This is a genomic window from Candidatus Eisenbacteria bacterium, from assembly GCA_026388185.1.
Lineage (GTDB): Bacteria > Eisenbacteria > RBG-16-71-46 > JAFGJU01 > JAFGJU01 > JAPLKG01.
On sequence record JAPLKG010000011.1, the window covers coordinates 336,112 to 360,777 of the forward strand.

The 24,666-nt window shown below is 55.9% G+C and carries 20 protein-coding genes and 2 tRNA genes; 20 read left to right on the plus strand and 2 right to left on the minus strand.

Features of this window, described 5'->3' with window-relative positions; genetic code table 11:
• The first annotated feature begins 26 nt into the window (after window positions 1-26).
• The 20 genes from NTX17_07085 to NTX17_07180 all read left to right on the plus strand — a co-directional run bounded on the left by NTX17_07085 (window position 27) and on the right by NTX17_07180 (window position 23,758).
• Window positions 27-698, plus strand: a complete 672-nt coding sequence (locus NTX17_07085; GenBank protein MCX5801133.1) for a DUF5683 domain-containing protein — start codon at window positions 27-29, stop codon at window positions 696-698.
• 51 nt (window positions 699-749) lie between these two features.
• Window positions 750-2,555: a translation elongation factor 4 gene (gene lepA, locus NTX17_07090; GenBank protein MCX5801134.1), complete on the plus strand. Its 1,806-nt coding sequence runs from the start codon at window positions 750-752 to the stop codon at window positions 2,553-2,555.
• 19 nt (window positions 2,556-2,574) lie between these two features.
• A complete protein-coding gene (gene lepB / locus NTX17_07095) occupies window positions 2,575-3,243 on the plus strand; it encodes a signal peptidase I (protein ID MCX5801135.1) in 669 nt (222 codons plus the stop codon).
• 65 nt (window positions 3,244-3,308) lie between these two features.
• Window positions 3,309-4,460: a molecular chaperone DnaJ gene (dnaJ, locus tag NTX17_07100; protein MCX5801136.1), complete on the plus strand. Its 1,152-nt coding sequence runs from the start codon at window positions 3,309-3,311 to the stop codon at window positions 4,458-4,460.
• A 303-nt stretch (window positions 4,461-4,763) separates the two neighbouring features.
• Window positions 4,764-5,069 carry a hypothetical protein gene (locus NTX17_07105; protein MCX5801137.1) on the plus strand — a complete coding sequence of 102 codons (306 nt, stop codon included), beginning with the start codon at window positions 4,764-4,766 and terminating at the stop codon, window positions 5,067-5,069.
• The gene (locus tag NTX17_07110; protein MCX5801138.1) at window positions 5,066-6,817 is read left to right on the plus strand and encodes a sigma-70 family RNA polymerase sigma factor; all 1,752 of its coding nucleotides are present in this window, start codon (window positions 5,066-5,068) and stop codon (window positions 6,815-6,817) included. Before NTX17_07105 ends, NTX17_07110 begins: the two co-directional genes overlap by 4 nt.
• Window positions 6,818-6,883: 66 nt before the next feature.
• Window positions 6,884-7,834, plus strand: coding sequence for a restriction endonuclease (locus NTX17_07115; GenBank protein MCX5801139.1), 951 nt, complete (start codon window positions 6,884-6,886; stop codon window positions 7,832-7,834).
• 498 nt (window positions 7,835-8,332) lie between these two features.
• Complete coding sequence (locus NTX17_07120) at window positions 8,333-8,692, plus strand: hypothetical protein (GenBank protein ID MCX5801140.1); 360 nt, start codon at window positions 8,333-8,335, stop codon at window positions 8,690-8,692.
• A gap of 64 nt (window positions 8,693-8,756) precedes the next feature.
• Entirely contained in the window at window positions 8,757-12,302 is a 3,546-nt protein-coding gene (locus NTX17_07125) for a tetratricopeptide repeat protein (protein MCX5801141.1), read from the plus strand.
• A 21-nt stretch (window positions 12,303-12,323) separates the two neighbouring features.
• Window positions 12,324-13,103: a 16S rRNA (uracil(1498)-N(3))-methyltransferase gene (locus NTX17_07130; GenBank protein MCX5801142.1), complete on the plus strand. Its 780-nt coding sequence runs from the start codon at window positions 12,324-12,326 to the stop codon at window positions 13,101-13,103.
• 214 nt (window positions 13,104-13,317) lie between these two features.
• Entirely contained in the window at window positions 13,318-13,509 is a 192-nt protein-coding gene (rpsU, locus tag NTX17_07135; GenBank protein MCX5801143.1) for a 30S ribosomal protein S21, read from the plus strand.
• Between the two features lie 240 nt (window positions 13,510-13,749).
• Window positions 13,750-16,101: an endonuclease MutS2 gene (locus NTX17_07140; GenBank protein MCX5801144.1), complete on the plus strand. Its 2,352-nt coding sequence runs from the start codon at window positions 13,750-13,752 to the stop codon at window positions 16,099-16,101.
• A gap of 67 nt (window positions 16,102-16,168) precedes the next feature.
• A complete protein-coding gene (gene dnaG / locus NTX17_07145) occupies window positions 16,169-17,971 on the plus strand; it encodes a DNA primase (protein ID MCX5801145.1) in 1,803 nt (600 codons plus the stop codon).
• Window positions 17,968-19,719: an RNA polymerase sigma factor RpoD gene (gene rpoD, locus NTX17_07150; protein MCX5801146.1), complete on the plus strand. Its 1,752-nt coding sequence runs from the start codon at window positions 17,968-17,970 to the stop codon at window positions 19,717-19,719. Before dnaG ends, rpoD begins: the two co-directional genes overlap by 4 nt.
• A 54-nt stretch (window positions 19,720-19,773) precedes the next feature.
• Window positions 19,774-19,847 (plus strand) — tRNA-Ile (locus NTX17_07155).
• Between the two features lie 7 nt (window positions 19,848-19,854).
• Window positions 19,855-19,930: transfer RNA gene (locus tag NTX17_07160), tRNA-Val, on the plus strand.
• Between the two features lie 217 nt (window positions 19,931-20,147).
• Complete coding sequence (locus NTX17_07165; protein MCX5801147.1) at window positions 20,148-20,864, plus strand: C4-type zinc ribbon domain-containing protein; 717 nt, start codon at window positions 20,148-20,150, stop codon at window positions 20,862-20,864.
• Window positions 20,865-20,922: 58 nt separating this feature from the next.
• Window positions 20,923-21,447 carry a ribonuclease HI family protein gene (locus tag NTX17_07170; GenBank protein ID MCX5801148.1) on the plus strand — a complete coding sequence of 175 codons (525 nt, stop codon included), beginning with the start codon at window positions 20,923-20,925 and terminating at the stop codon, window positions 21,445-21,447.
• 932 nt (window positions 21,448-22,379) lie between these two features.
• Window positions 22,380-22,853 carry a hypothetical protein gene (locus NTX17_07175; protein MCX5801149.1) on the plus strand — a complete coding sequence of 158 codons (474 nt, stop codon included), beginning with the start codon at window positions 22,380-22,382 and terminating at the stop codon, window positions 22,851-22,853.
• Window positions 22,854-22,930: 77 nt separating this feature from the next.
• Entirely contained in the window at window positions 22,931-23,758 is an 828-nt protein-coding gene (locus tag NTX17_07180; protein MCX5801150.1) for an arylamine N-acetyltransferase, read from the plus strand.
• Window positions 23,759-23,879: 121 nt separating this feature from the next.
• Here NTX17_07180 and NTX17_07185 read toward each other — a convergent pair whose 3' ends face one another.
• Together NTX17_07185 and NTX17_07190 are read right to left on the minus strand one after the other, a co-directional pair.
• A complete protein-coding gene (locus tag NTX17_07185; GenBank protein MCX5801151.1) occupies window positions 23,880-24,173 on the minus strand; it encodes a helix-turn-helix transcriptional regulator in 294 nt (97 codons plus the stop codon).
• A gap of 6 nt (window positions 24,174-24,179) precedes the next feature.
• Window positions 24,180-24,524, minus strand: a complete 345-nt coding sequence (locus NTX17_07190; protein ID MCX5801152.1) for a type II toxin-antitoxin system RelE/ParE family toxin — start codon at window positions 24,522-24,524, stop codon at window positions 24,180-24,182.
• Between the last annotated feature and the right edge of the window lie 142 nt (window positions 24,525-24,666).

The window sequence follows — 24,666 nt, forward strand, 5'->3', positions numbered from 1 at the left end:
ATGAGAGGTGATAGTACCTGAAGTACTTGGGCGTATTTGTTCTGGTTCTCCTTGTCTCCCTCACGACTGTACAGGTGAGCGCAGGAGCCTCTTCGGACGCTGTGATCTCTCCTGACATTGTGATCTTCCCTGACACTGTGACCTCCCAGGGCGGCGATGCCTCTCCTGACAGCGTCATCTCCTCGGGCACTGATGTTTCCGTGAGTGCGGAGGTCTCTTCCCAGGTTGACAGTTCCCGTAGTGCGGAGGCCCCTTCGAAGTCGTTGAAAGGTGAAGCGCATGTCGAGCCCCCCTACAGGATTGTCTTGAGGTCGCTCGTCTATCCGGGCTGGGGGCAGCTTTACAACAGAAAGTATATGAAGGCGCTGGCAGTGCTTGCTTCGGAGGCAACGCTACTTGGCATGATCTACACCGAATCAAGGGAGGCATCCAGAGCCTACAACGACCACTTGGTCACGCCCGACCTGGCCACTTCCGAGAGGCTGTACGCAGAGTATGAGAAACACTTTGAGAGAAGAGACTCTCTCATTTGGTGGACGGCCGGTCTGGTGCTTTTCAGTCTCGCCGACGCGTACGTGGACGCGCACCTGTTCACTTTCGACGAAGAGTTCGGTGAGCCACGGCAGACTAAGGACATTTCTCTCACGACCGGCGGCTACTCAAAGGGCGGGTTCGTGGGGATAAAGTATGTTTTCTGACGGCAGCGGGCTGCCGCAACGCAGTGACGGCCCGATTGAGAGAGGCGGATTATGACCGGCACGTCTGACAACACGCGAAACTTCTGCATCATCGCGCACATAGACCATGGCAAGTCCACGCTCGCGGACAGGTTTCTTGAGATCACCGGCACCATATCACGAGAAAAGATGCGCGAGCAGGTGCTTGACGACATGGACCTTGAGCGTGAAAGAGGCATCACGATCAAGTCTCACCCCGTCACGATGCACTATTCGCTGGCGGGCGAGAAGTACGTCATCAACTTGATAGACACGCCGGGTCACGTTGATTTTTCCTACGAGGTGTCGAGGAGTCTGGCGGCGTGCGAGGGGGCCCTGCTGCTCGTGGATGCTGCGCAGGGTGTGCAGGCTCAGACGGTGAGCAACCTCAACATGGCCAGAGAAGTGGGGCTGACTATCATTCCCGTGGTAAACAAGATAGATCTTTCCTCGGCAAGAACCGACGATGCAAGGAAGCAGCTTTGCTCGCTGCTGGGAGAAGACGTCCAAATCAGCTACTGCAGCGCCAGAACAGGTCAGGGTGTCCTGGAGGTTTTGGACAGAGTCGTGAGGGAGATCCCGCCTCCTTCGGGTTCCGACAAGAACCCGTTGAGGGCGCTTGCGTTCGATTCGGAGTTCGATCAGTTCAAGGGAGTCATCACGTACGTGAGAGTTATGGAAGGTACTCTCGGCGTCGGAAGGCGGATAAGATTTCTGTTCTCCGAGAAGGAATTCGAGGTGACGGAGCTGGGCACGTTCAGACCCGCGATGGTGGCTTGTAGTATACTGAGGGCCGGGAATGTCGGTTACGTGATGGCGGGAATAAAAAGGGTGGCGGATGCAAAGGTGGGGGACACCGTGGCCGACGCAGACTGCGAAGACGTTACGCCCCTGCCGGGTTATCGTCAAGTCAAGCCGATGGTTTTTTGCGGCATTCACCCCGTGGAAGGTGAAGAATTCGAACCCCTCAAGGATTCGCTGGCAAAGCTCCAGCTCAATGATGCCTCCCTCGTTTTTGAACCTGAGACGTCGGCGGCTCTGGGTTTGGGTTTCAGGTGCGGATTCTTGGGACTTCTTCACATGGAAATAGTGAAGGAGAGACTCGAGCGCGAGTACGGCGTCTCGCTCATAGCCACCGCACCGAACGTGAAGGTGAGGGTGAACCTCAAGAGTGGCGAGGCCGTGTACGTTGAGAATCCGAGCAAAATGCCTCCTTCGGGCGACATTGTGTCCGTGGAAGAACCCTACGTTCTGACTGAGATACTCACGCAAGCCGAGTTCCTCGGAAATCTGCTGAAACTATGCGCAGAGAAGCGTGGTATTCATTGTGGCATGCACTATCTCAGTGAGACGACCGTGCAGGTGGCATGTGAGCTCCCTCTCTCGGAGATCGTGCTGGATTTTCACGATCGGCTAAAATCGACGTCGAGGGGTTACGCCTCTTTTGACTATGAATTCTGTGGATATCGAGAGTCGAAACTGGTAAAGATGGACATACTTTTGAACGGAGAGTCGGTCGACGCTTTCTCGGCGATTGTTCATCAGGACAAAGCTTACGCGTGGGGCAGGGAGACGGTGGCCAGGCTGAAGCAGATTATTCCGAAGCAACTCTTCCTGGTCGCGATACAGGCCGCCGTGGGTAACAAGGTCATTGCCAGGGAGACAGTCGGTGCCCTGAGGAAACACGTGACCGGGAAGTGTTACGGAGGCGATATCACGAGAAAGAGAAAGCTGCTTGAGAAACAGAAAGCCGGCAAGAAGAAGATGAAACTACTGGGTCACGTCACGGTTCCACACGAGGCGTTTCTTGCCGTCCTGAAAGTTGGAGACAGATCATGAGATCGCGAGGATTCGAAACATGAAAGAGAAAAGGTCACACAACATGAGACCTTCCACCGTGCACGCCCTGACCGAGAGATCCAAGAGAAAATCGGTTGCCAGGGAGTATGCCGAGGCCATAATCATAGCCTTGGTGCTCACTTTCTTCGTGAGAGCCTTCGTCATACAAGCTTTCAGAATCCCTACGGGCTCCATGATGGACACTCTGCTTGTCGGAGACTTTCTTTTTGTGAACAAGTTCGTGTACGGCGCAAAGGTCCCGTTGACTGACTCGAACCTGCCCGCCATAAGGCAGCCGAAACCGGGGGACATTATCGTGTTCAAGTATCCCGCGGACCTCAAGAGGGATTTCATCAAGAGGTGTATCGCCGTCGGGGGGCAGACCGTGGAGATAAGGGACAAGGTGGTTTACGTGGACGGGGTAGCGCGCGATGAACCTTACGTTATTCGCGGCGACCCACGGATTTTCCCGAAAGAAATCTCGCCTCGAGACAACATGGCCCCGCTGTACGTCCCCGAAGGATACATTTTCATGATGGGCGACAATCGCGACAACAGTCACGACAGTAGATTCTGGGGTCCGCTTGACGTCAGGCTCGTGAAAGGCAAAGCCATGATTCTCTACTGGTCATGGAATGGCGAAAGACATTTACCCAGGTTTGATAGACTGTTCCACATAATCCACTGAGAGCGGACGTACGGGCCTACCTTTGGCTTCACCCGCGTCCTTTTGAGGGCAAAGTCGGTTCAGTTGTGACGAAAAGAAGAGATTATTACGAAATACTCGGTGTCTCGCAAGGCGCCGGCGAGGCAGAGATAAAGAAGGCGTACCGTGCGCTTGCCCTCAAGTACCATCCAGACAGAAATCCGGAAGACAAGGGCAGCGAGGACAAATTCAAGGAGACGACCGAAGCATACGAGGTCCTGAGGGATCCAGAGAAGAGAGCGCTCTACGATAGATACGGACACGAAGGGTTGAAGAGAGGGAGCGGGTTTGATTTCGACTTCGGCGCCCTGGACCTTGCGGACGCCCTGCGTGCCTTCATGAGGGACTTCGGCGATTTCGGATTGGGAGACTTGTTCGGGGGAGTGACCTCGGCGGGGACTCTGGAGACGCGCGGGAGCGACGTTCGGATTCGGCTCAACCTCTCACTGGAGGAGGTCGCGGACGGCGTGACCAAGAAGGTGCGGGTGAAAAAACTCGTCTCGTGCGATGCCTGCAAGGGTTCAGGCGCGCGAACCGGGACCGGGAAAACTGCATGTAAGAGTTGCGGAGGGACCGGGCAGATAAGACACGTGCAACGATCTTTCCTGGGACAGTTTGTGAGCGTGGCAACGTGTGCGGGCTGCCGGGGCACAGGCAGCGTCGTGCAGAATCCCTGCCCCGACTGCAACGGCCAGGGTCGGGTGGAGGCAGAGGAAACTCTGAGCCTGGATATACCGGCCGGCGTCTCAACTGGGAACTACATTGCGAAGAGGGGGCTGGGCAACGCGGGTTCGCGTGGAGGGCATGCCGGAGATCTGATCGTCCTCATCGAGGAGACGCCGCACGAGACACTCGGCAGAGACGGAGACAACGTCGTCTGCCAGGCGGAAATCTCTTTCTGCGAGGCCGCCCTCGGTTGCGAAATTGAAGTCCCGGGGATCCGAGGCCCGGAGCGCCTGAAGATTCCTCGTGGCACCCAGTCGGGCTCGATTCTCAAGATTGCGGGAAAGGGCATCCGCCCACTTCATGGTCGAAGACACGGCGACCAGCTCGTGTACGTGCACGTCGCGACGCCGTCAAAGCTCTCTCAGCGCGAAAGGGAGCTTCTCGAGGAACTGGCAAGATTGGAGAAAGAGGACGGGGGAAGAGGGAAGAGATTCGTCGGAAGGCCTCGGGAAGTCCATCGAGGGGAGGGCTGAGTCCAGGTGAACCGTGCTTTACCTGCGGCAATAGTGAGTGGGCCTATGCGAGGGCACTGAGCTTCTAGCGGCCTAAGCAGTTGGAGATTGCCAGTCTTGAGGGGTCTGACAAACGTCAGGCCTCTTGTTGTTTGCCACTGGAACGCCACTAGGCGTTTTCGCTTGTACAGCAGGTACTTTGGTGATACGATGGATACCGCAGGGTCGTTGGAGACGTGCGGGCAACGAGTGTTATCCGGAAACGGCATAAGCCGTAGTTATGCCGCCCTCAGAGTTCGAAGACCAGACACCGGAGTGAGAACCATGCCGGGAAGGAAACGCGGGACCGCCAGAACAGTGACGGGAGCCAAGACGCTTTCCCTTCTCGATCTCTTTCCGGGTCATAGAAAGACGGACTACCTTCGCAAGCTCAAGCAACGATGGTTGAAGGAGTCTATCAGGTCTCTCGAGGAGGAAATCAGGAAGAAGGAAAGAGCTAACGAAAGCAAGGAGCTGCAGAGCCTGTTCGCCAAGCTCCAGGCCCTTGCTGCCGAAAGAAGTGCTCTGGACGGCGGGCGTCAAAAGCCGTCGGAAAATGTGGTTCAGCCGAGGAGAGAAAACAGTCAATGAAGAAGAAGAGGACGCAGAGCTTCGATGAGATCAAGACCTTGGCCGTGAAGCAGGGTTTTGTGACTCACGAGCAGATTGAGTCCTTACTGGATGAAGACGCTTCTCCCGACGAGCTGGATGAAGTTTACATATCCCTCGCGGGGATGAAGATCGACGTCTTCGACACCGTGGAAGAGGCCAGGGAGAACCTCAAGAAGGCAAAACGACAGGAAGGGAGACGAGCGGAGAGTCGCTTGCTTGCCGTGCAGCCGATCCGCCTTGACGATCCCGTGGCGATGTATCTGCGCGAGATGCGGAACTCGCCGTTTCTCGACAGCGATAGCGAGATAGAGATCGCCAAGCGCATAGAGGACGGCCACCTGCGTGTCTCCCAGGCTATCTTCAAGCTCGACGCAGCGACGAAGGAGCTCATAGGATACGCCCGGCGGGTCGAGAAGGGCACGATGCGCCCTGAGGATATCTTCGGGCTCGGGAGCAGCTGGCTGTATGCGCACACTCCCGGCACGAAGGAGCAAGAGAGGTACGTCGGGATCCTCAGGAGGATCATCAAGCTCCGCAGGGAGACAATTGGGCTTGGCACGAGGCTCCACAAGTGCCAGAGGGGCGCATCGGCCGCGCAGCTCCGTAAGCAGCTCGAGGCGCGTAACGACGAGCTCCGGGAAGAGTATCGCAAGATCAGGTTCAGTCCGCGCCTGGTCCATGAGCTAGATGGCAAGGCTAAGGAAATCCTCCGGCGCATGGACTTTTCGCGCAAGCAGATCCAAGAATGCGAGAAGCTGGCAGGGATGAGTGCTGCAGAGATAGATCGCTCGATCAGGGTGATCGCGCACGACTCACCAGAGAGTCCGCAAGCCCTGAACAAGAGGAAAGGTCGGTGGGCGCTAGCCGACCTCCTCACGTTCGCACAGAGAATCCGAGATCTCGAGAACACTGTGCACGCAATTGAGAGAGAGGAGAACGTTCGCTACGACGATCTGAGGAAGATCGTTCAGGATATCGTTGAAGGGGAGCGTAGCTCACAGAGGGCGAAACAGGAGATGATCGAGGCGAACGTGCGTCTCGTCATCTTGATCGCGGAGCGCTATACGAACCGCGGCCTGGAGTTCCTTGATCTCGTCCAGGAGGGGAACAGCGGGCTCATGCGTGCCGTCGATGAGTTCGACTATCGAAAGGGTTACAAGTTCAGCGGATACGCCGCCTGGTGGATAAGGCAGGCCATCACGCGGGCCATCGCCGATCAGGCGCGCACGATCCGGGTGCCTGTCAAGATGATCGAGGCAATCAACAAGGTGGCACGGACGCAGCGCAGGCTCATCCAAGAGCTCGAACGCGAGCCCAGCCCTGAGGAAGTGGCTCATAAGCTCAACTGCTCGGTCGGAAAGGTCAAGAGTCTCATGGAAGCGAGGGTCGAGCCGATTTCGCTCGACCGACAGATTGACGAGGACGACGACGCCAGCCTGGGCGACCTGCTCGAAGACACCTCCGCCCTGGCCCCTGACCAGTCGGCGGCCCGCGCGATGCTCCGCGTGCAAATGAGGCAACTCATAAGCGAATTGTCAGAGATCGAGAGAGCAGTAGTGGAGATGCGTTACGGTATCCGAGATGGCACTCCTCGCGCAATCGCCGAGATAGCCGATCATCTCGGCCTTTCATTCCTACAGGTGCACTTCATTGAACTGAATGCATTGAAGAAGAATCAGAGAATGTTGATTAGTGAGCTTTCACGCAGACTGTTGCAGAACGGATAGTAACCTATGATGTCAGAACGAAGAGTCTAGGTTTGTATTACAGTACGGGTGGGTTCGTGCCGAGAAATGATTATCAGATCTGAAGATGTCCAGGAGTTTATCGAAGCCTACTCTGATTTCCAGACTGGATATGCTTATATAGGCACCCAGAAGCGTCGCTTTGGCGATTCTTTGTCTGAATTCCTCAACTGGCTGAACGAGCATCCGCAATGTCTGATTGCGTCTGGCTTTAGAGAATACGTCGCCGGGGGAAATCTGCAATTCGACATTCATCCGAAAGTAGTTGATCCAACGCCTCATCCCTTTTTCAGGACTCCAGAGGGAGTCTGGTTCATGCCCGGTCATATAGACTGCGCGCAAGAGGTGCCTTGGCGGGCATGGACCTATAGCCAGATATTGGAAATGGGGCGATTGGCAGAAACGAGAAGTGAGTTAATTGATGAAATAGTCGACAATCCCTCAGTCGTGCTACCTTCCGCGCAGGATATAATTCAGAACTTGGAGAAGCAAGTTAGCTGTCCTCGAATTGGACCAGCTACTCTTATTTCGCCGCAGCTGTGGACCCCGAGAATGCAGAGAGAGCAAAGCGAACAGCTTAAGAGTTGCGCTCTGCCTATATTGATCGCTCTCCAGCATCAGAAACGCGAACTGAAGGACCTTACTTGGCGCCAATTCGAAGACATTGTTGCTGAAGTACTTCGGGCCAGTGGCATGGAGATTCACGCAATCAGGAATTCTCCTCAGGGTGGCCGCGATATTGTCGCTAGAGGAGCTCTCATTCCGGGAACTGAATTAGTGTACATAGCGATAGAAGTGAAGCACCGACAATACGTTGATCGGCCCGAGCTCGACAAGGCTCTTTACCAGAACCGCCAATTCCCTGCGCTGATGTTTGTGACATCCGGGCGCTTTTCTGCTGGTGTGATCAGAGAATCCCAGCTCCCAGAGAATCGACTGCGGTTGTTTCTAAAAGACGGTGTAGCCATTCGCGATCTAATCCGAGCCTATGGACTCTAGTATCGAATCAAAGCTGGGATATCTTCCCTTCCTGCGGGGCCGGATTCTGTCAGGGGTCACTTAACATCGGCCATCTATGAGCCCTATCCAGAAACTGATCCAGTCAAGAAGCAGAGTTTCCCGACCTTTTGACCCCGCGGCGACCTCAGCGTGCGACTGATTTCCCAACGAACCCTGCTTCACTTGCGGCAGAATGAGTGGGTGTATGCAAGGGTGCTGAGGTTTTAGGGATACAAGCAATTAGAGTTCTTGGGTGAAAGGGACCCGCACATCTGTGTGAGTGCCTTCCGTTTTGCGCATTGCAAGGACGAGTGACAGGACTAGCTCGCAGTGGCACTCCCATCTCCAGCAGAACTTTCTTGTGGATGCTAATCCACTCGTGTGATACACTTCGACAACACTACGGATCCAACCAGATGACTGTACTTCACACAACCAAGCTGGAAGTAACATTGGGCTTCTTGACTACGGTGTCATTCATGCTACGGAGGACGACCTATGCTAGAACCGTATGAGCAGATTGCACGGAACGCTGCGGCTAGGCTTGCTGCTACCTTGGGCTCGGAACTGCCACAGATGACCGAGAAGGCGCTCGACATGCCAGATGCCCGTGGGGTGCCGGATCAATACCTTGACAGTGCCACCGCAATCAACTTGGCTTCGCTAGTGGTGAGCATTGCAAGTCTGGTGTGGAGTATGTGTCAGGATCGGCCCCAAAAGACCTCCAAGTCGAATCGGGACGTGATCCAGCGTAGGATCACGTTGAAGGTGGGTCGGCCAGATGGAGTTTCGGTTTCACAACGTGACCGCATCATTGAGGTTGTGATTGACGAGGCCATGAAGATGGAAATCCCTTGATGACACGTGGGTTGGCAGTACGGAGTCGCTGCATGTCGTTTGGACCCCGCAAGGGGAGTTTCGTATGCCCAATAGGCTAATTGTTCAGGAGCAAGCGGGTCGGATCCGCGTTTTCTTGCATCGAAAGGGTCAGGTCTCACCCGAACAGTTCGGTACTGAGCTCTCGTTTTCATCTCCGCTGACTCAAGAAAATCTTGAGGACCTGCGCTGGTATTTGGAAGAATACTTGCGGGCCCCGTTTGCAGTTTGGGAAAACAGAGGATTAGCTATACAGACCGAGCTAAGGAGGTGGGGCGAGCAGCTATTCGAGGCGGTCTTCGGTACAGGCAAGCCTGGTCGGGACGCCTACGTTCAAGCACGCGAAAGTCGTAGGTTCGACCTATGGCTGCAATCGTCGTCACCGGCATTTCTGGGCCTACCCTGGGAACTCCTCCATGATCCTGAGCGTCCTACTGCTGTGGCCCTGTCTCCAGCAGGGATCAACCGAACCATTCCGACGCCAGGTGAGAAGGCTGCAGAGATCCGGCGCGGTGATCGCCTGCAAGTGCTGATGGTGATTGCCAGACCATACGCAACGAGAGACGTCCCGTATCAGATGATTGCGCGACCCCTGTTGGAGCTTCTGAGAGCGATCTCAGGGCAAGTGAGTCTGGAGGTGCTGCGTCCGCCCACATTTGAAGCACTGAGGGCGCGGCTTAGGGAAGTCAAGGAAAACGGTGACCCATTTGATATTTTTCACTTCGACGGACACGGGACATTCGGAGAAGTCTTGGGGGGGCGCGCTCAGCTTGATCCATGGCGTTACCGGTCACCAGAAGGGTATCTGGTGTTTGAGAAAGAGTCAGGTGAACCGGACCCGGTGAGTGCCACTGATTTCGCGACACTCATGAAGGATGCCGAGATTCCGCTACTAATCTTCAATGCGTGCAGATCTGGGACGGTGGTGTCGGGAGTGGGACCAGAGGCTACTGTGGCGACGCGTCTGCTGCAGGAAGGTGCCGGTGCTGTGGTGGCCATGGGTTACAGCGTGTACGCTGTGGCAGCCGCAGAGTTCATGGCGCTTTTCTACGAAGCTCTCTTTGCTGGCTACTCGGTTTCTCAAGCCGTCATAGAAGGACGGTGTGAATTACACCGTAGGGCCCTGCGTCCCAGCCCTAGAGGTTTGATGCCACTCGAAGACTGGATCGTGCCGGTCCACTATGCCCGTCGCGAAATCAGCTTCCCGCAGCTGAAGCGGACTGCTGTCGAGGGGAAGGCCTCTCTTGCCAAGACCTTGGAGCAAGTACAACAAAGAGACAAGCATTCTGCTCTAGCCGGTGAAACTTCGGCAGAGGATCCATTGGCTGCAGCTGAGACCTTTGTTGGTCGGGACGCAGAGTTCTATGAGTTGGAGCGGGCGCTGCGCAACAAACGAGTCGTTGTCATACACGGTGTTGGCGGAACGGGGAAGACAGAACTCGCTAAGGCTTTTGCTCGCTGGCTTCAGGCTTCCGGGGGTTTAGAGGATCCTGGATTGGTCTTCTGGTATTCATTTGAACCTGGTTTGGCTTCGTGCAATCTGGAGGGAGTAATCACATCTCTTGGCCTAAGACTCTTTGGCCCCGATTTCGTAAGGATCTTTCCCAAGCATGAGGCTCGTCGTGGAGCAATACTTGAGGTTTTGCTGGGGCACCGATTGCTTATCATCTGGGACAATTTTGAGACGACTCGCAGCATGCCCGATCTTACCAGAGGTACACCGCCATTGGATGAGAAAGAGCAGGCGGAGGTGCAGACGTTCCTGGCGGAGGTAGTGCGTGACAGTCGAAGTGGAATTCTCATCACCAGTCGTTCTTCGGAGGAATGGCTGGGTGAGAAGATACACAGGCTTGAGCTAGGTGGGCTCAGCCCGCAGGATGCTGCGGAGTACGCTGACCAGCTTCTTGCACCGTATCCTAAGGCTCAGGAGCGCAGGAAGGCTCGAGCCTATGGGACGTTGCTTGAGCTGCTTGGTGGGCATCCACTTAGTATGCGGCTGATCCTTTCACGCTTGAACGAGGAGGATGCCCAGACTCTTGTGGACGCTCTCCGGGGGGAAGGGGATCTCCTGCACGAGCTGGACGCAGGCGAAGGTAGGCTGGAATCGCTTGGAGCTTGCATTAGTTATTCATTCCGTCAGCTTGCCGAGGGGCATCGTCGTCACTTGCCTGCTCTAGCTCTCTTTGAGGGTGTTGTGGATGCTGACGCGTTGGCTGTGTTGTCAAAGCAGGAAGGGGTGCCTGAGCGATTCAGGCGGTTAGCCAAGAAGACGTGGGACGAGACCCTCCAAGCCTGTGTTGGCGCAGGATTGCTGAGTAAGATCGGCGGCGGGATGTACAGGATACACCCTGCTCTGCCTGCTTACTTAGTTGCGCTGTGGCGGAAGGAAGCTGGTGAGGCGTTTGACGCTGAGTTCGATGGAGCACATTTGGCAAGTATCAAAGCGCATGCAATCCTGGGAGCATGGTTAGACGAGCAAATCGCGGGGGGCAGCGCGGAGACAGCCATGATGGTGCTTGCATTGGAGAGACGCACATTCTGCGCTTTTGCGTTTGAGGCTCTTGAGCGAGAGCTCTTCTCAGAAGCTCAGTATATTCTCCAACCGCTGGCTGAGTTCTGGGATGCGCGTGGTCTCTTTGAAGAAGCGAGGGAGTGGGTGGATAGGTGTCGGCTGGTGCTTGAGGATGCTCAAGGTAATCCCCCTGATCTTGACACACCAGAGGGCGCTTTATGGCTCTTCGTGGTCGGCAGCCAGGCCAGCCGCCTCATGCTTGGTGGTGATCTGGACGCTGCCGAGCGTGCCTATGATTCCATTCAGCGGATGCTGGAAGGATCTGACAGCGAGTCGGCGCGACTCCGCCTTGCAATAACCTATCACCAGCTTGGGATAGTGGCCCAGGATCGTGTTGACCTTGATGCTGCTGAGGAGTGGTATCGGAAGTCACTGGAGATTAGTGAGGCTCTTGGAAACCGACCTACGATGGCGATCAATTATCACCAGCTTGGGATGGTGGCCCAGCATCGAGGTGATCTTGATGCTGCTGAGGAGTGGTATCGGAAGTCACTGGAAATAGACAAGGCTCTTGGGCACCGTCCTGGGATGGCGAGCAGCTATCACCAGCTTGGGATGGTGGCCCAGCATCGAGGTGATCTTGATGCTGCTGAGGAGTGGTATCGGAAGTCACTGGAGATCAAGAAGGCCCTTGGGAACAGGCCCGGGATGGCGATCAATTATCACCAGCTTGGGATAGTGGCCCAGTATCGAGGTGATCTTGATGCTGCTGAGGAGTGGTATCGGAAGTCACTGGAGATTGAGGAGGCTCTGGGCAACCGGCCTGGGATGGCGATGTCGTATGGGCAGCTCGGGATGCTAGCTCAGAGACGTGGCAGGGACACTGAAGCCTTGGACTGGATAGTTCGCTGTGTATCGCTCTTTGATGAGTTTCCTCATCCATCGACGAAGCCCGGCCCGGAGTATCTTGCACGTCTGACTAATAGACTTGGAATCAAAGCACTGGAGGAAAGCTGGCTACATTGCACAGGGAAGCCGCTTCCCGAGAAGATTCGGAAGGCAGTACGCCATCCGAGTTGAGGTGCATACGAAGGAAGGCGAATGAAGAAGGCGAGATGTCTCGAAGAGTGTTTCTTTGCGCCGCCCCAGAGCTTCGGTGAAGGATCTCTTGCAATTACGGGTTCGGAGGCCAGGCATATCGCCGTTGTGCTTCGCCGCAGGCCCGGGGACGCTGTCTGCGTGCTGGACGGTCGGGGCGGAAGGTACAGCGTCGAACTGACCGAGTGCTCGCCGGAAATGATAAGGGGCCGAATAATAGAGAAACAGGAATTCTCACCCAGAACTCCGGAGATATGGCTTGCGGCTGGGATCATACGCGCTGCAAGAATGGATCTTCTGGTGGAGAAGTGCACCGAGGTGGGCGTTGGGACCATTTTTCCTGTTTTTACCAAGCGTTCGCTGTCGTCGAAGGGTGTGTCTGACTCCAGGCTCGCAAGGTGGCAGCGGATCTCCGTGGGCGCGATGACGCAGTGCGCGCGGGTCTTTCTTCCCGAGGTTCGCAAGCCCGTCTCCCTCGAGGAGCTTTTCGGCGTAATCGGAACCGACGCGACTGTCCTTCTGGCTCATCCTTCGGGTAAGAGCATGCACTTGCTCAATGAGAACGACCTGTCTCGGGCAAGGGTGGTTGCCTGCGTGGGGCCGGAAGGCGACTTCACGGCGGCGGAGATCGAGTTCCTCATCAGGCATGACGCCATACCCGTGTCCCTGGGAGAAGTGGTGCTGAGAGCCGAGACGGCGGCCGTGGTCGTATTGGACAGACTCAACTTCCTTCTGGAGCGTCGCGGGTCTGCTGCGCCTACGTCTTGCGAGATAAGGAGTTAGCGGCCTGACAGTTCTACGATTACGTCCGTCCGGCCCGGGACGAAGGGTGCGATACGCGGGGAGCGACATTCAAAAAATCTTCACCGGTAGGGGTTGACAGGGTTTAGGTTGGGTGATATATTAAGAATGACGGCTGTGGCAGTCCTATTTTTTTGCTGCGCACACAGTTCGGCTATTTTTTTATTATTCGGCGTCAGAGGAGGGGATGAGAAGCATGCCGGGGATTCGGCTTAGGGACAATGAATCCTTTGAGAGTGCTTTGCGACGCTTCAAGAAAAAATGTGAGAAGGCCGGAGTACTTTCCGACCTTAGGAAACACCAGCATTTTGAGAAGCCGAGTGAAAGGCGCAAGAGAAAGCTAAACGCTGCAAGAAGAAAAGAGAACTCTAGGCGTCAAGAACCTTAGGCGGGAGTTCAGAGGGGAAGCGCGGAATTTGAGCTGGCCACCCTGATCAGAGGTTCTTTGCTGACGACTCGTCCATTTTCCCTAAACGGGTATCGCGAGAATTGATTCCAGGCAACGCGGATGAGTCTATCCGCATTGCGCGATATTTCTTTACCATGCCGGGCATGGCACTGATCTTTTTCGCTTGGCTCCTGTCCGGGAGAGACTCTTTTCCCTTGCCAAGGACCCTTGATTTTTCCTGTGGATACACACTCTCTCGAAGTTCTCGAACTTCACAAGATCATAGCTCTGGCCGAGAGGAAGGCTCAGTCTGTCCCCGGCCGGGAGGCCGTTGCGCACAGCCAGCCGCTCCTGGATCCTGAGGCCGTCGAAAGACAGCTACATTGGACGACGGAGCTACGGGAGATCCTCGCCTCTTGTGACGTGCCGTCGTTGGATTTTCCCGACGCGAGGCCGCAGCTCGAGAAAGTCCACGTCGAAGGTTCGATCCTGGAGCCCGCGGAATTGCTGGGCATCGCCCGGCTTCTTTCGGTGGCGGCGAGCGTCGTTCGGTTTTTTAAACCCAGGAACTTGACTTCTCCACTCTCGTGGGCCTGCGTCGAAAACGTGAAAGCGAACGAGGAGTTGAGGAGGAAAATAGAGAGTTCCATCGATCCCTCCGGCGAGTTGCTCGACTCGGCCAGTCCCGCCCTCAGGAACATAAGACGCGAAATAGAAAGAAACAGGGAAAAGGCCCGAGGCGTGCTCGAGCGTTCCCTCGAGTCTTTGGGGTCGCCGCCGGAATCGTTTCTCACGCTCCGGAACGACAGATACATGGTGCTCATACCGTCCCAGGCAAGGAAGAAGCTCAAGGGGATCGTGCACGATCAGTCCGGCAGTGGCGCGGGCATCTACTTCGAACCGCTCCAGGCCGTGGACGTTAACAACGCGCTGAGCAATCTGAGCGGCGAGGAGAAGGAGGAGAAGCTTCGGATTCTGCGCGAGCTCTCCCTTTCCGTGCGGGGTTGTGCGGCAGAGTTCAGGCAATCCCTGAGTGCGTTGGCCAGGCTGGACGCCGTGTTTGCGCGAGCCAGGCTCTCGAACGAAATGGGAGCGACCTGCCCTCGCGTCTCCGAGAACGGGACGCTCAGGATACGAGGCGGCCGTCATCCTCTTCTCTTGATTCAAGGAAAAGAAAAGGGCTATGACGTCGAACCTCTGAATCTGGAGATGGGGGGCGGCTTCAGGATACTTCTCATCAGCGGTCCGAACATGGGGGGCAAGACGGTTGCCTTGAAGACGGTCGGACTGCTCTCACTCATGATGAGATGCGGGTTCCATCTCCCCGCCGGGCAGGGAACGGAAATTCCGATTTTTACCCGCGTGTTTTGCGACATCGGCGACGAGCAATCCATAGAGGAACAGCTCAGCACTTTTGCGTCGCACATGAGGAACGTCGCAGGAGCCGTGAACGAGGCCGACTCCTCTTCGCTCGTCCTGATAGACGAGCTCGGAGCGGGGACGGATCCGCTTGAGGGAGCGGCTCTGGCCAAGGCCGTTCTGGAGGAGCTCGAGAGAAGGAATGCTATGTCCGTGACCACCACTCATCTTGGTCTTCTCAAGAACTTCGTGGCTTCGAACCGAGGCATGCGCAATGCCTCGATGGTGTTCGACCCTCGGACACACGAACCTCTTTATAGACTGGAGGTGGGCATCCCGGGTCAGAGCAGGGCTCTCGAGACGGCTGCCCGAATGGGGATTAGCAAGGAAGTCATAGAGCGCGCCGTGGCCTCGCTCAGCGAGGAGGAGAGAGAGATGAGTGCGCTTCTCTCAGAACTGGAGACCCTTCGCAGGGAGGTCGAGAGAGACAAAGAGGTTCTGGAGAAGGAGGGCCGCAGGCTGTCCGAACTTGCCGGGGAGTACGAAAAGAAGATGGCCGCCTTTGAAGGAGAGAAACGGGAACTGCGGGCCCACGCCGCAAGAGAGGCGAAGGATCTCGTGGCCGAGGCCAAGTCTCTCGTGCGGAGCGTCAAGGAGGAGATAAAGGTCATCCAGAAAAAACCTGCCGAAGTGGCGCGGCTTAAGCGGGCCGTTGAACAGGTGGAAACAAAACTTACGGAAGATGAGTCTTCGACACCTCAATTGCCGTCCATGGAACCATTGAACGTGAAGCCCGGTATGAAGGTGTGGGCCTACGACATCGGCTCCGCCGCGACGGTGGTGGCCGGTCCCGATGCCGAGGGAAGGGTAAAGGTGGAAAGAAAGGGCGTCAGAATAGACACTCACGTCTCACGCATTACGAAGGCCCCGGAAGATGGCGAACCGAAAGAGCGCGCGACTGTCATCACCTCCGACAGTGCCGACGGCTTTTCTTCCACGCTCAACTTGCGAGGTCTTCTGGTCGACGAGGCGCTGGAATCCGTGGACAGGTTTCTGGACGCTGCCTTCCTGAGGGGCCTTTCGCAAGTCACGATCATACACGGGAAGGGGAAGGGGATCTTGAGGCAGAAAGTGCAGCAGGCCTTGACCGGTTACACGTTCGTCAAGAGCCACAGGTTGGGCGGAATCAACGAGGGAGGAGTGGGCGTAACCGTCGTAGAGCTTTCGACGTAGTAAATAGAGGGAGAAGAGCGGCGGGGCACATTACGAGCCGGTACTGACTGAGGCGGCGAGGAGAGGGATGAGATTCTCCGACGAGACGTTGGAAAAGGTGAGAGAGGCGTGTGACATCGTCGAGATCGTCGGCGAGCACGTCACGCTGAGGAAATCGGGACAGAATTTCAAGGGACTCTGCCCCTTTCACTCGGAACGCACTCCTTCCTTCGTCGTGAGTCCGAGCAAGGAAGTCTTTCACTGTTTTGGGTGCGGCGCCGGAGGGAACGTCTTCACCTTTGTGATGCAGGTCGAGAATCTCTCTTTCGTGGAAGCCGTTCGCTCGCTGGCGAAGCGTAAAGGCATCGAGCTGCCGGTAGAGCGGAGCGAAACGGACAGCCTTACGCAAAGTCTCCTCTCTGCGACTGAATTCGCCGTCAGCTTCTACAAGCAGCAACTGGCGGCGCCCCCGGGGAAGAAGGCAAGAGAATATCTGAAGAGCAGGGCTCTCAACGAGGGGGAGCTTCAGGAATTCGCGTTGGGCTACGCGCCCCCCGGCTGGGACAATCTCTTGAACGCGGCGAGAAAGCATTTTTCTGAAGGAATTCTTCTCCAGGCAGGACTACTCGTGGCGCGAGAGAGCGGGTCCGGCGCTTACGACAGGTTCAGGGACAGACTCATGTTTCCCATCCTGGGCACCGGCGGAAAACCGATAGGATTCGGCGGGAGGGCACTCGATGGATCTGAGTCCAAGTACATGAACTCGTCGGATTCGCCCGTGTTTCAGAAGGGTTCGATACTCTACGGACTCTACCAGAGCAAACAGGAAATCCGGGCAAAGGAATCCGCCATAGTCGTGGAGGGCTACACCGATCTCCTGTCGCTCTTCACGAACGGTTTCAAGAACGTGGTCGCAAGCTGCGGTACTGCGTTCACGGACGCTCAGGCGAAGCTGCTCAGGCGCTACACCCAGGACGCGATTCTGATTTACGACGGAGACGAAGCGGGCATACGTGCCGCGAGAAGAACTCTTCAGGTCTTTGTCCAGGCAGGGCTCAGGATTCGAATAGTGTGTCTGCCCGGCGGCAGCGATCCCGACAGTTTCATCAGGGAGCAGGGCGCCGAAGCTTTCGGCAGGGCCGTCGAGAGTTCCTGCAGCGTCGTCGAATTCGTCGTCAAGACGAGCCCCGAGAAAATGAATCGTGAGGCGGTGCTTCGTTCGCTCATCGAAGTCTTCACGCTGATAGACGATTCCATCTATCGAAGACTGCAGGTTCAAGAGTCGGCCGAAGCTCTCAGATTCGACGAGAACACGATTTCGTACGAGGTTGAAAGGCTCAGGAAGAAGGGAACAATCAAGGGCGAGCCGACGGAATTCGGAGTTGCGGGCATTGGCAGCGTGGAAAAAGTCGACAGAGTCGAGAGAGAGCTTATGAAACTGATTCTCGAAGACGACGCCGTTCTCAAGGCCGCACGCAGCTCCCTCAATGAGCAGTACCTCAGCTCATCCTTGTGCAGGCAGGCGTTCGACGTTCTCAAGAACGCAGGCGGCCGTAAGAGAGCGAAACCCGCAGAGCTTCTGGGCTCGATAGAGAATGTGGATGTCAGGAATTTTGTGTCGTCCATTCTTTTGGAGGAAGGTTTCGAATTCGAGGAGCCGATGGCAGTCTTCACCGACTACCTTCGCAAGCTCAAGCAAAGATGGTTGAAGGAGTCTATCAGGTCTCTCGAGGAGGAAATCAGGAAAAAGGAAAAAGCTAACGAGAGCAAGGAGCTACAGAGCCTGTTCGCCAAACTCCAAGCCCTTGCTGCCGAAAGAAGTGCTCTGGACGGCGGGCGTCAAAAGCCCTCGGAAAATTCGATTCAGCCGAGGAGGGAAAACAGTCAATGAAGAAGAGGAAGACGCAGAGCTTCGATGAGATCAAGACCTTGGCCGTGAAGCAGGGTTTTGTGACTCACGAGCAGATCGAGTCCTTACTGGAGGAGGACGCTTCTCCCGACGAGATGGACGAAGTTTACATATCTCTCGCGGGGATGAAGATCGACGTCTTCGACACCGTGGAGGAGGCCAAGGAGAAACTCAAGAAGGCCAAGAGGCAAGAGGAGCGGCGCGCGGAGAGCCGACTCCTTGCGGCACAGCCCCTGCGCTTCGACGACCCCGTGAGGATGTACCTGAGAGAGATGGGCCGGGTGCCGCTTCTTGACCGCGAGGGCGAGGTCGAGATTGCCAAGAGAATAGAAAAGGGCGAGGCAATGGTCGTCAACGCCATGTTTCAGACGGCGACGTCCATCAACGAACTGGCTGCGATGGCCAAGAAGCTCGCCGGCGGGAAACTGAAGGTCGAGGACTTCATCCAGGTCGACATGGGGAGCTGGAGCCCTGATTTTTCGGCGAAGAGAGAGAGACAGAGAGTCCTCGGCGCGGTCAACAAGGTCGTGCGTTACCAGGCCAATCTTGAGAAGCTGGAGAACAAGCTTGCAAAGAAGCTCAAGAGCAAGACGCGCGCGGCGACTGAAGCCAGCATCGGCAAGCTCAAGGAAAAGATTCTGAACGAACTCAACAAGTTGACGTTCAATCCTAGACTGGTCGAGAGATTTGCGCTGAGGCTGAAGGGATTGGCGGAGAGAATCCGCGAAGCCGAGGGCGAGATAGCGACGACTCTCGCGGAAGTGGGCATGGCGCCGGAGGACCTCAATTCCTCCGCCAGGAAAATCGCGAGAGGCAAGAGAGAAGCGACCCGCGTGGCCCGACACGTGAGGAAATCCCCCCAGACGATTCTCGCTGCCGTAAAGAGAATCAAGAACAGCAAGCGCAAGGTAAGGCGCGTCGAGCTCGAGGCCAGGATATCGAAGGAGGCCCTCCTCTTCGTCGTGGACCAGATACGGGAAGGGGAACTCCTGAGAGACAGGGCCAAGAGAGAAATGATAGAGGCAAACGTCAGGCTCGTCATCAGCATTGCGAAGCGCTACACGAACCGAGGTCTCGAATTCCTGGACCTCATTCAAGAGGGCAACAGCGGACTGATGAGAGCCGTCGACAAGTTCGATTACAGGAAGGGCTACAAGTTCAGCACGTACGCGACGTGGTGGATAAGGCAGGCCATAACGAGAGCGATCGCCGACCAGGCGAGGACGATTCGCGTGCCCGTTCACATGATCGAGGCCATCAACAAGGTGATGAGGACTTCGAGGAGACTCGTCCAGGAGTTTGGCAGGGAGCCTTCCCCGGAAGAGATCGCCGAGAAGCTCGAATACCCGCTGGACAAGGTGAAGAGCATCCTCAAGGCGTCGCAGGAGCCGATCTCGCTCGACAGGCCGATGGGCGAGGACGACGACAGTAGCCTGGGTGACATCATAGAGGACACGAGCGTGGTCTCGCCGGCGCGTTCCGCCACGTACTCGATGCTGAAGGACGAGGTGGGGGAAGTCCTGGAGACTCTGAGCAAGCGCGAGGCCAAGGTGATAAGACTCCGTTTCGGGCTTACCGAAGACGGTTGCCCCAGAACTCTCGAGGAGGTCGGGGCCTTTTTCAACGTGACCAGGGAGAGAATCAGACAGATAGAGGCGAAGGCTCTGCGAAAACTGAGGCATCCTACGAGGAGTAGGAGACTCAGGAGCTACATGGAGATGGGTTCGTAGAACATCTTGACGGACAAAGCACTGCTGTGCTAGCTTCCGAAGTTAGCTCAAGCAGGGCCCATAGCTCAGTTGGTTAGAGCTACCGGCTCATAACCGGTCGGTCCCTGGTTCGAGTCCAGGTGGGCCCAAAAGAAAGGGCGGATAGCTCAGTTGGGAGAGCATCGGCGTCACAAGCCGGGGGTCGCAGGTTCAAGCCCTGTTCCGCCCACCATACCTGAATAGAAGCGGGTGCAAATAGAAATGGCGGCTAGCCGGATGTGTAGCAGCGTGGAAAATAACCTGGCTCTCGCGAGAGAGCTTCGGGCAAAGAGAGGTGTGCGCCCGCTCGCACACCTCTCTTTTTTTGTGCCTGCATCGCAACCGGCGACTTGTTTTCTGCGGCGCGTCGGGCCGCTGGTGTCTTTTGACGGAAGGAGCTGGTCGAATAAATGACGGACGAAATCGCAGCGTTGGCGGAGCTGAAAGACGTTGACATAAGGGTGGTCCACCTCACGAAAGTCATAAGCTCAGTCCCGGAACGACTGGGTGAGCTCAACAACAAGGTTGAATTCATCAGGGAAGAGTATGCCAAGAAACGGGCGCAACTGGAGGAATTCAAGGTGAAGAGGCGGGCGAAGGAGAAGGGCATCGAGGACTTCTCCGAGAAAATCCGCAAGTTCGAGTTTCAACAGTACGACGTGAAGACAAACAAGGAGTATCAGACCCTGCTCCACGAGATAGCTGTGCAGAAGGAAAAGCGTTCGCATCTCGAGGGCGAGATCATCGAACTCATGGAACTCGAGGAAACCTCCGCCAAGGAACTGAAGGAATTCGAGGTCAAAATCAAGAAGGAAGAGGCGCTTGCGGCAGATGAAAAGGGCAGGCTCGAGCAGGAACTTGAAGATGCCAAGCGCCAGCTCGATGTAATCATGGAGCAGAGGGAGTTTCTTCTGGACAGATTGAGTGTGCCGGTGCGGTCGCGCTATGACAGAGTCATAGGCGGGAAGGGCAGGACGGCAGTCGCCGCCGTGAAGAATAGGGGCTGCGGAGCATGCTTCACGGGTCTCCCACCTCAGACGCTAAACGAGATCAGGAAGGGTCTCGAAGTGATAAGCTGCGAGACGTGCGGACGGATGCTCGTGTGGTCGAATGAGAGCGGGCAATGACGCGGGGTGAGGCACGCGCGGCGCTCACCTTGTCTCAAGGGGGTTGCCGGGGGATTTGATGAAGATTACTGAAAAGTTGTGGCATGACGGGCCGGACAAGATATCGATTTGCACAGACGGATGTGCGAGGGGGAATCCCGGGCATGCGGGATGTGGCCTTCTCGTTAAGGACGGCGAAGGGCGAATCCTCGTCAAGAAAGCGCGTTACATCGGGACCGCGACAAACAACGTTGCCGAATACACCGCACTAATCGACGGCCTGAGGGAAGCCGTTGACCTCGGACCTCGGGAGGTCACGATTCTGACCGACAGCGAGCTCGTCGTGCGGCAGATGACCGGAGAATACAAGGTCAAGGACGTCAAGCTCAAGGAACTGTTCGCCGAGGCCCAGAGACTCTCGCGCGGTTTTTCGCGCTGCAATTTTGTGCACGTCGAGAGAGAGAACAACAAGGATGCCGACTCCCTGGCGAACGACGCGGTGGACAGCTTTCTGAAGACAGGCAAGCAGAAGGCGGGGAAGGGCAGAGTAAGGGGAGCTGAAGTCGTTGAGGGAGCATCTGGGGCAGGCAAGGAAGAGGGCTAGCTTCTTTCCAAGCTTCTAGATGCACTGTTTTCGCCTTCCTAATGGCGGGCGCCATGGCGGGCAGCCGCGATCGTAGACAAGGACTGAATGCAGAATGACAGACACAGTGAAACTACAGATTCAAGCACTGGTGGATCTCGAAACAAGAGGCTGGGATACGAAGAATCCAGACCTCTTCCTATCGGTGATCCATCCCGACATGGTTTGACCGTGGTCGCCTACGACTGAGGCTCATGATCCTGTTGAGTGGGTGTTTGTCATGGGCCGCTTCGACAGAGAACGATGGCGGAAGAACTGGCAGGACATCTTTGATAGCCACGATTTAATTCGTACGCCGCTGAAGCCTGGCCGTTGGCCATCATTGAACCCGGGTAAGATATGAACAAGCTCTGTATCTTTGTTGGCATGACAATCCTCGGTTGGATTGGGTGGTGGATAGGGAACAGAATTGGATTCATGACTGGTTTCCTGCTTAGCGGTGTCGGCAGCGTGATTGGAGTCTACGTAGGGTGGCGTATCAATCGTGATTACCTAAGCTGATAGTCCGTTGAACAGTCGGGGAAAACCACTGAAAGTGAGAGTAAGAGGAGTTACCACGTGAACCAACACACGTTGCTGGGATATTGCGGGCTCTATTGCGGCGGGTGCAGATCTTATGAGGAGAATTCAGATGTTGGCTGTAAGGGATGCAGAGATGAAAAAGTGCTGGTCAATGATTGCCCGACAAGAGAGTGCGCCATGCGTAAGGGAATCTTGCATTGTGGCGAATGCGAGGGCTTTCCGTGCAAGGTACTCAACGATTTCTATAAGGCTGGAATTGCTCATCACGCATTGGCCTGCGACAATATCGAGCGCATTAGGCTAAGCGGGGTAGAAGAGTGGTTGTTGCAGCAAGAAACGGAACATACTTGCCAATGCGGAAAGAGGCGATTGTGGTTTGTCAAAGAATGCATACACGACAGCAAATGAGCAACGGGCTCGACCGATACAGAAGGAATGCCATCGCGATTGTTCTGGGTGCGATGTTGGCCATCTTGGCTGTTCACGTCGTACGGCCGTACTTCCTCGGTTCATCTGGCGTGCCTCGGTTCGTTCTGGGGGTTCTGCCGAACGCCGCGGCTGCGCTGGCGCTGCCGTTTCTGCCGATGGTCATTCGGCGTGGTGAGTGGCTGGGGCGGCGGACGCTACGTGGGTTCACGGCTGTAGCCGTTCTGGTGTTCATGCTCTTGCTCGTTTGGGAAATGATCCAGCAAACGGTGTGGGGGATAAGGTTCGACCCGTTCGATATTGCCGCATCAGCCAGCGGTGCCGTAATCGCGATCGCAATCCACGCTGGGTCGTCATCTAGAGAGGGGTTGACATCGGAGCGGGCTGAGCCGATTCAATCTGGGGCGGCGCATAACTAGCGTTCGTTTGCACTGAGAAGCCCCGCCGTTACCCGCGCCGTTGGGGAGCCAGACGGCGGTCCCGATTTGGAAGTGAGATGCCTTATCCACCCATGCAACCGGATCTCCTTGAGCGTTACCTCGGCATACTAGGCGTTCCAAGACGAAAGCCGAATATTGATGCCTTGTTCGAGCTCGTCAGGGCGCACGCGCTACGAATCCCCTTTGAGAACATTTCGAAGCTATACTATAGAAAGCATCATGATCTGCGTGCGTTAGCAACTCTCGGACTGTTTTTGGATGGCATCGAACGATTCAATTTTGGCGGGACGTGCTATGCGAACAACTTCTACCTCTATCAGCTACTCACGAACCTGGGTTATCAAACCACGTTGTGTGGTGCGGATATGTCCAATCCTGATGTTCATTTGGTAACCGTTGCGACTGTGGAGAAGCGAGAATATCTGGTCGACGTCGGTTATGCTGCTCCATTCTTGACACCTCTTCCACGCGACCTGGCGACAGATTACGTCATCGTGCTTGGACGGGACCGCTACGTTCTCAAGCCTCAGGATGCACGGGGCTGTTCCCGCCTGGAGTTGTACAGGGATGGAAACCTAAAACACGGCTACTTGGTCAAACCCGTGCCCAAACAGATTCGTGATTTCGAACAAGTCATCGCCGCTTCATATCGAGAAGACGCAACCTTCATGAATGCGCTCTTGCTCGCCCGGTTCTTCCCCAACCGATCCGTTGTCATTGATAATCTGACAGTTGTTGAATCTCGAGGGGCCGTATCAAGAATCCAAACTCTGGCCGGCCCGGACGAACTAGTTCAAGTCGTCCATGAATACTTCACGATTCCTTTGGAGTTCATAATAGAGGTGGTGAATGATCTCGGACGATTAGGGGATGCATGGGAGTGAGACGGCGTAAGTCACAATTGATTACTGGGCGCCGAAGGACGGCATGAAGGTTGACGGCGGCTTTGCCGCCAGTGGTATGGGCGCGGCTGACTGGCAATCATTCGGGTGAGTGACACTTCCGTCACGCAACTTTTCTTCGGGGCTTGAGAATGAAGCCGACACGTAGGCCGGCATGTCCGAGCATTTCGATCAAGTTGTCAGTACTGAACCGGTCGATCTTGCCGCGCATGAGATCGCTGATTCGTGGCTGTGTCACACGTAGCCATTTGGCCGCCGCAGCCTGCGTCAGGTGGCGAGCCTTGATAAGTTTCGTAAGCTCGATCATGAGGTCGGACCGCGCTCGGAGGTTCTCGGCTTCTTCAGGAGAGAATCCGAGATCTCGGTACACGTTGCCAGATGAACGCTGGGTTTTCATGTGCGTCTAGCTCTCCTTTGGGTGTGTGTGAAGGTTTAGCACCTCAGCGAGTCGTCTCTTCGCCAGATTCATGTCCGTTTGTCGCGTCTGGCGAGTTCGCTTTTCAAAGGCATGAAGCACGTAGACGACTTCGGCCATCCGTGCGATGTAGAAGACTCGATGCTCGAGTCGTGTGTGAATACGTATTTCGTACACTCCGGGCCCTACGCCCTTGACTGGTCTGTAATCGCTTGGGATCAGTCCGGCCTGCACCCGGCGCAGTTGGTAACCGGCGAGTCTGCGCGCATCGGGGGGAAATGCTCGGAGATCCTCGAGGGACGAACCGAGCCAGACCAAGGGTTTGTCGTGCATGTCGTCCATGTGGGTAGTATACACCAATGTGTATATACACGCAAGAGTTGCCTTCCTGACAACCAGAGCGGGGTCACGAACTACTCGTGGCAATACGGCCAGAGGCTTGTTCGGGAATCCGTCGGAGGTGAGCGGTGCGCCG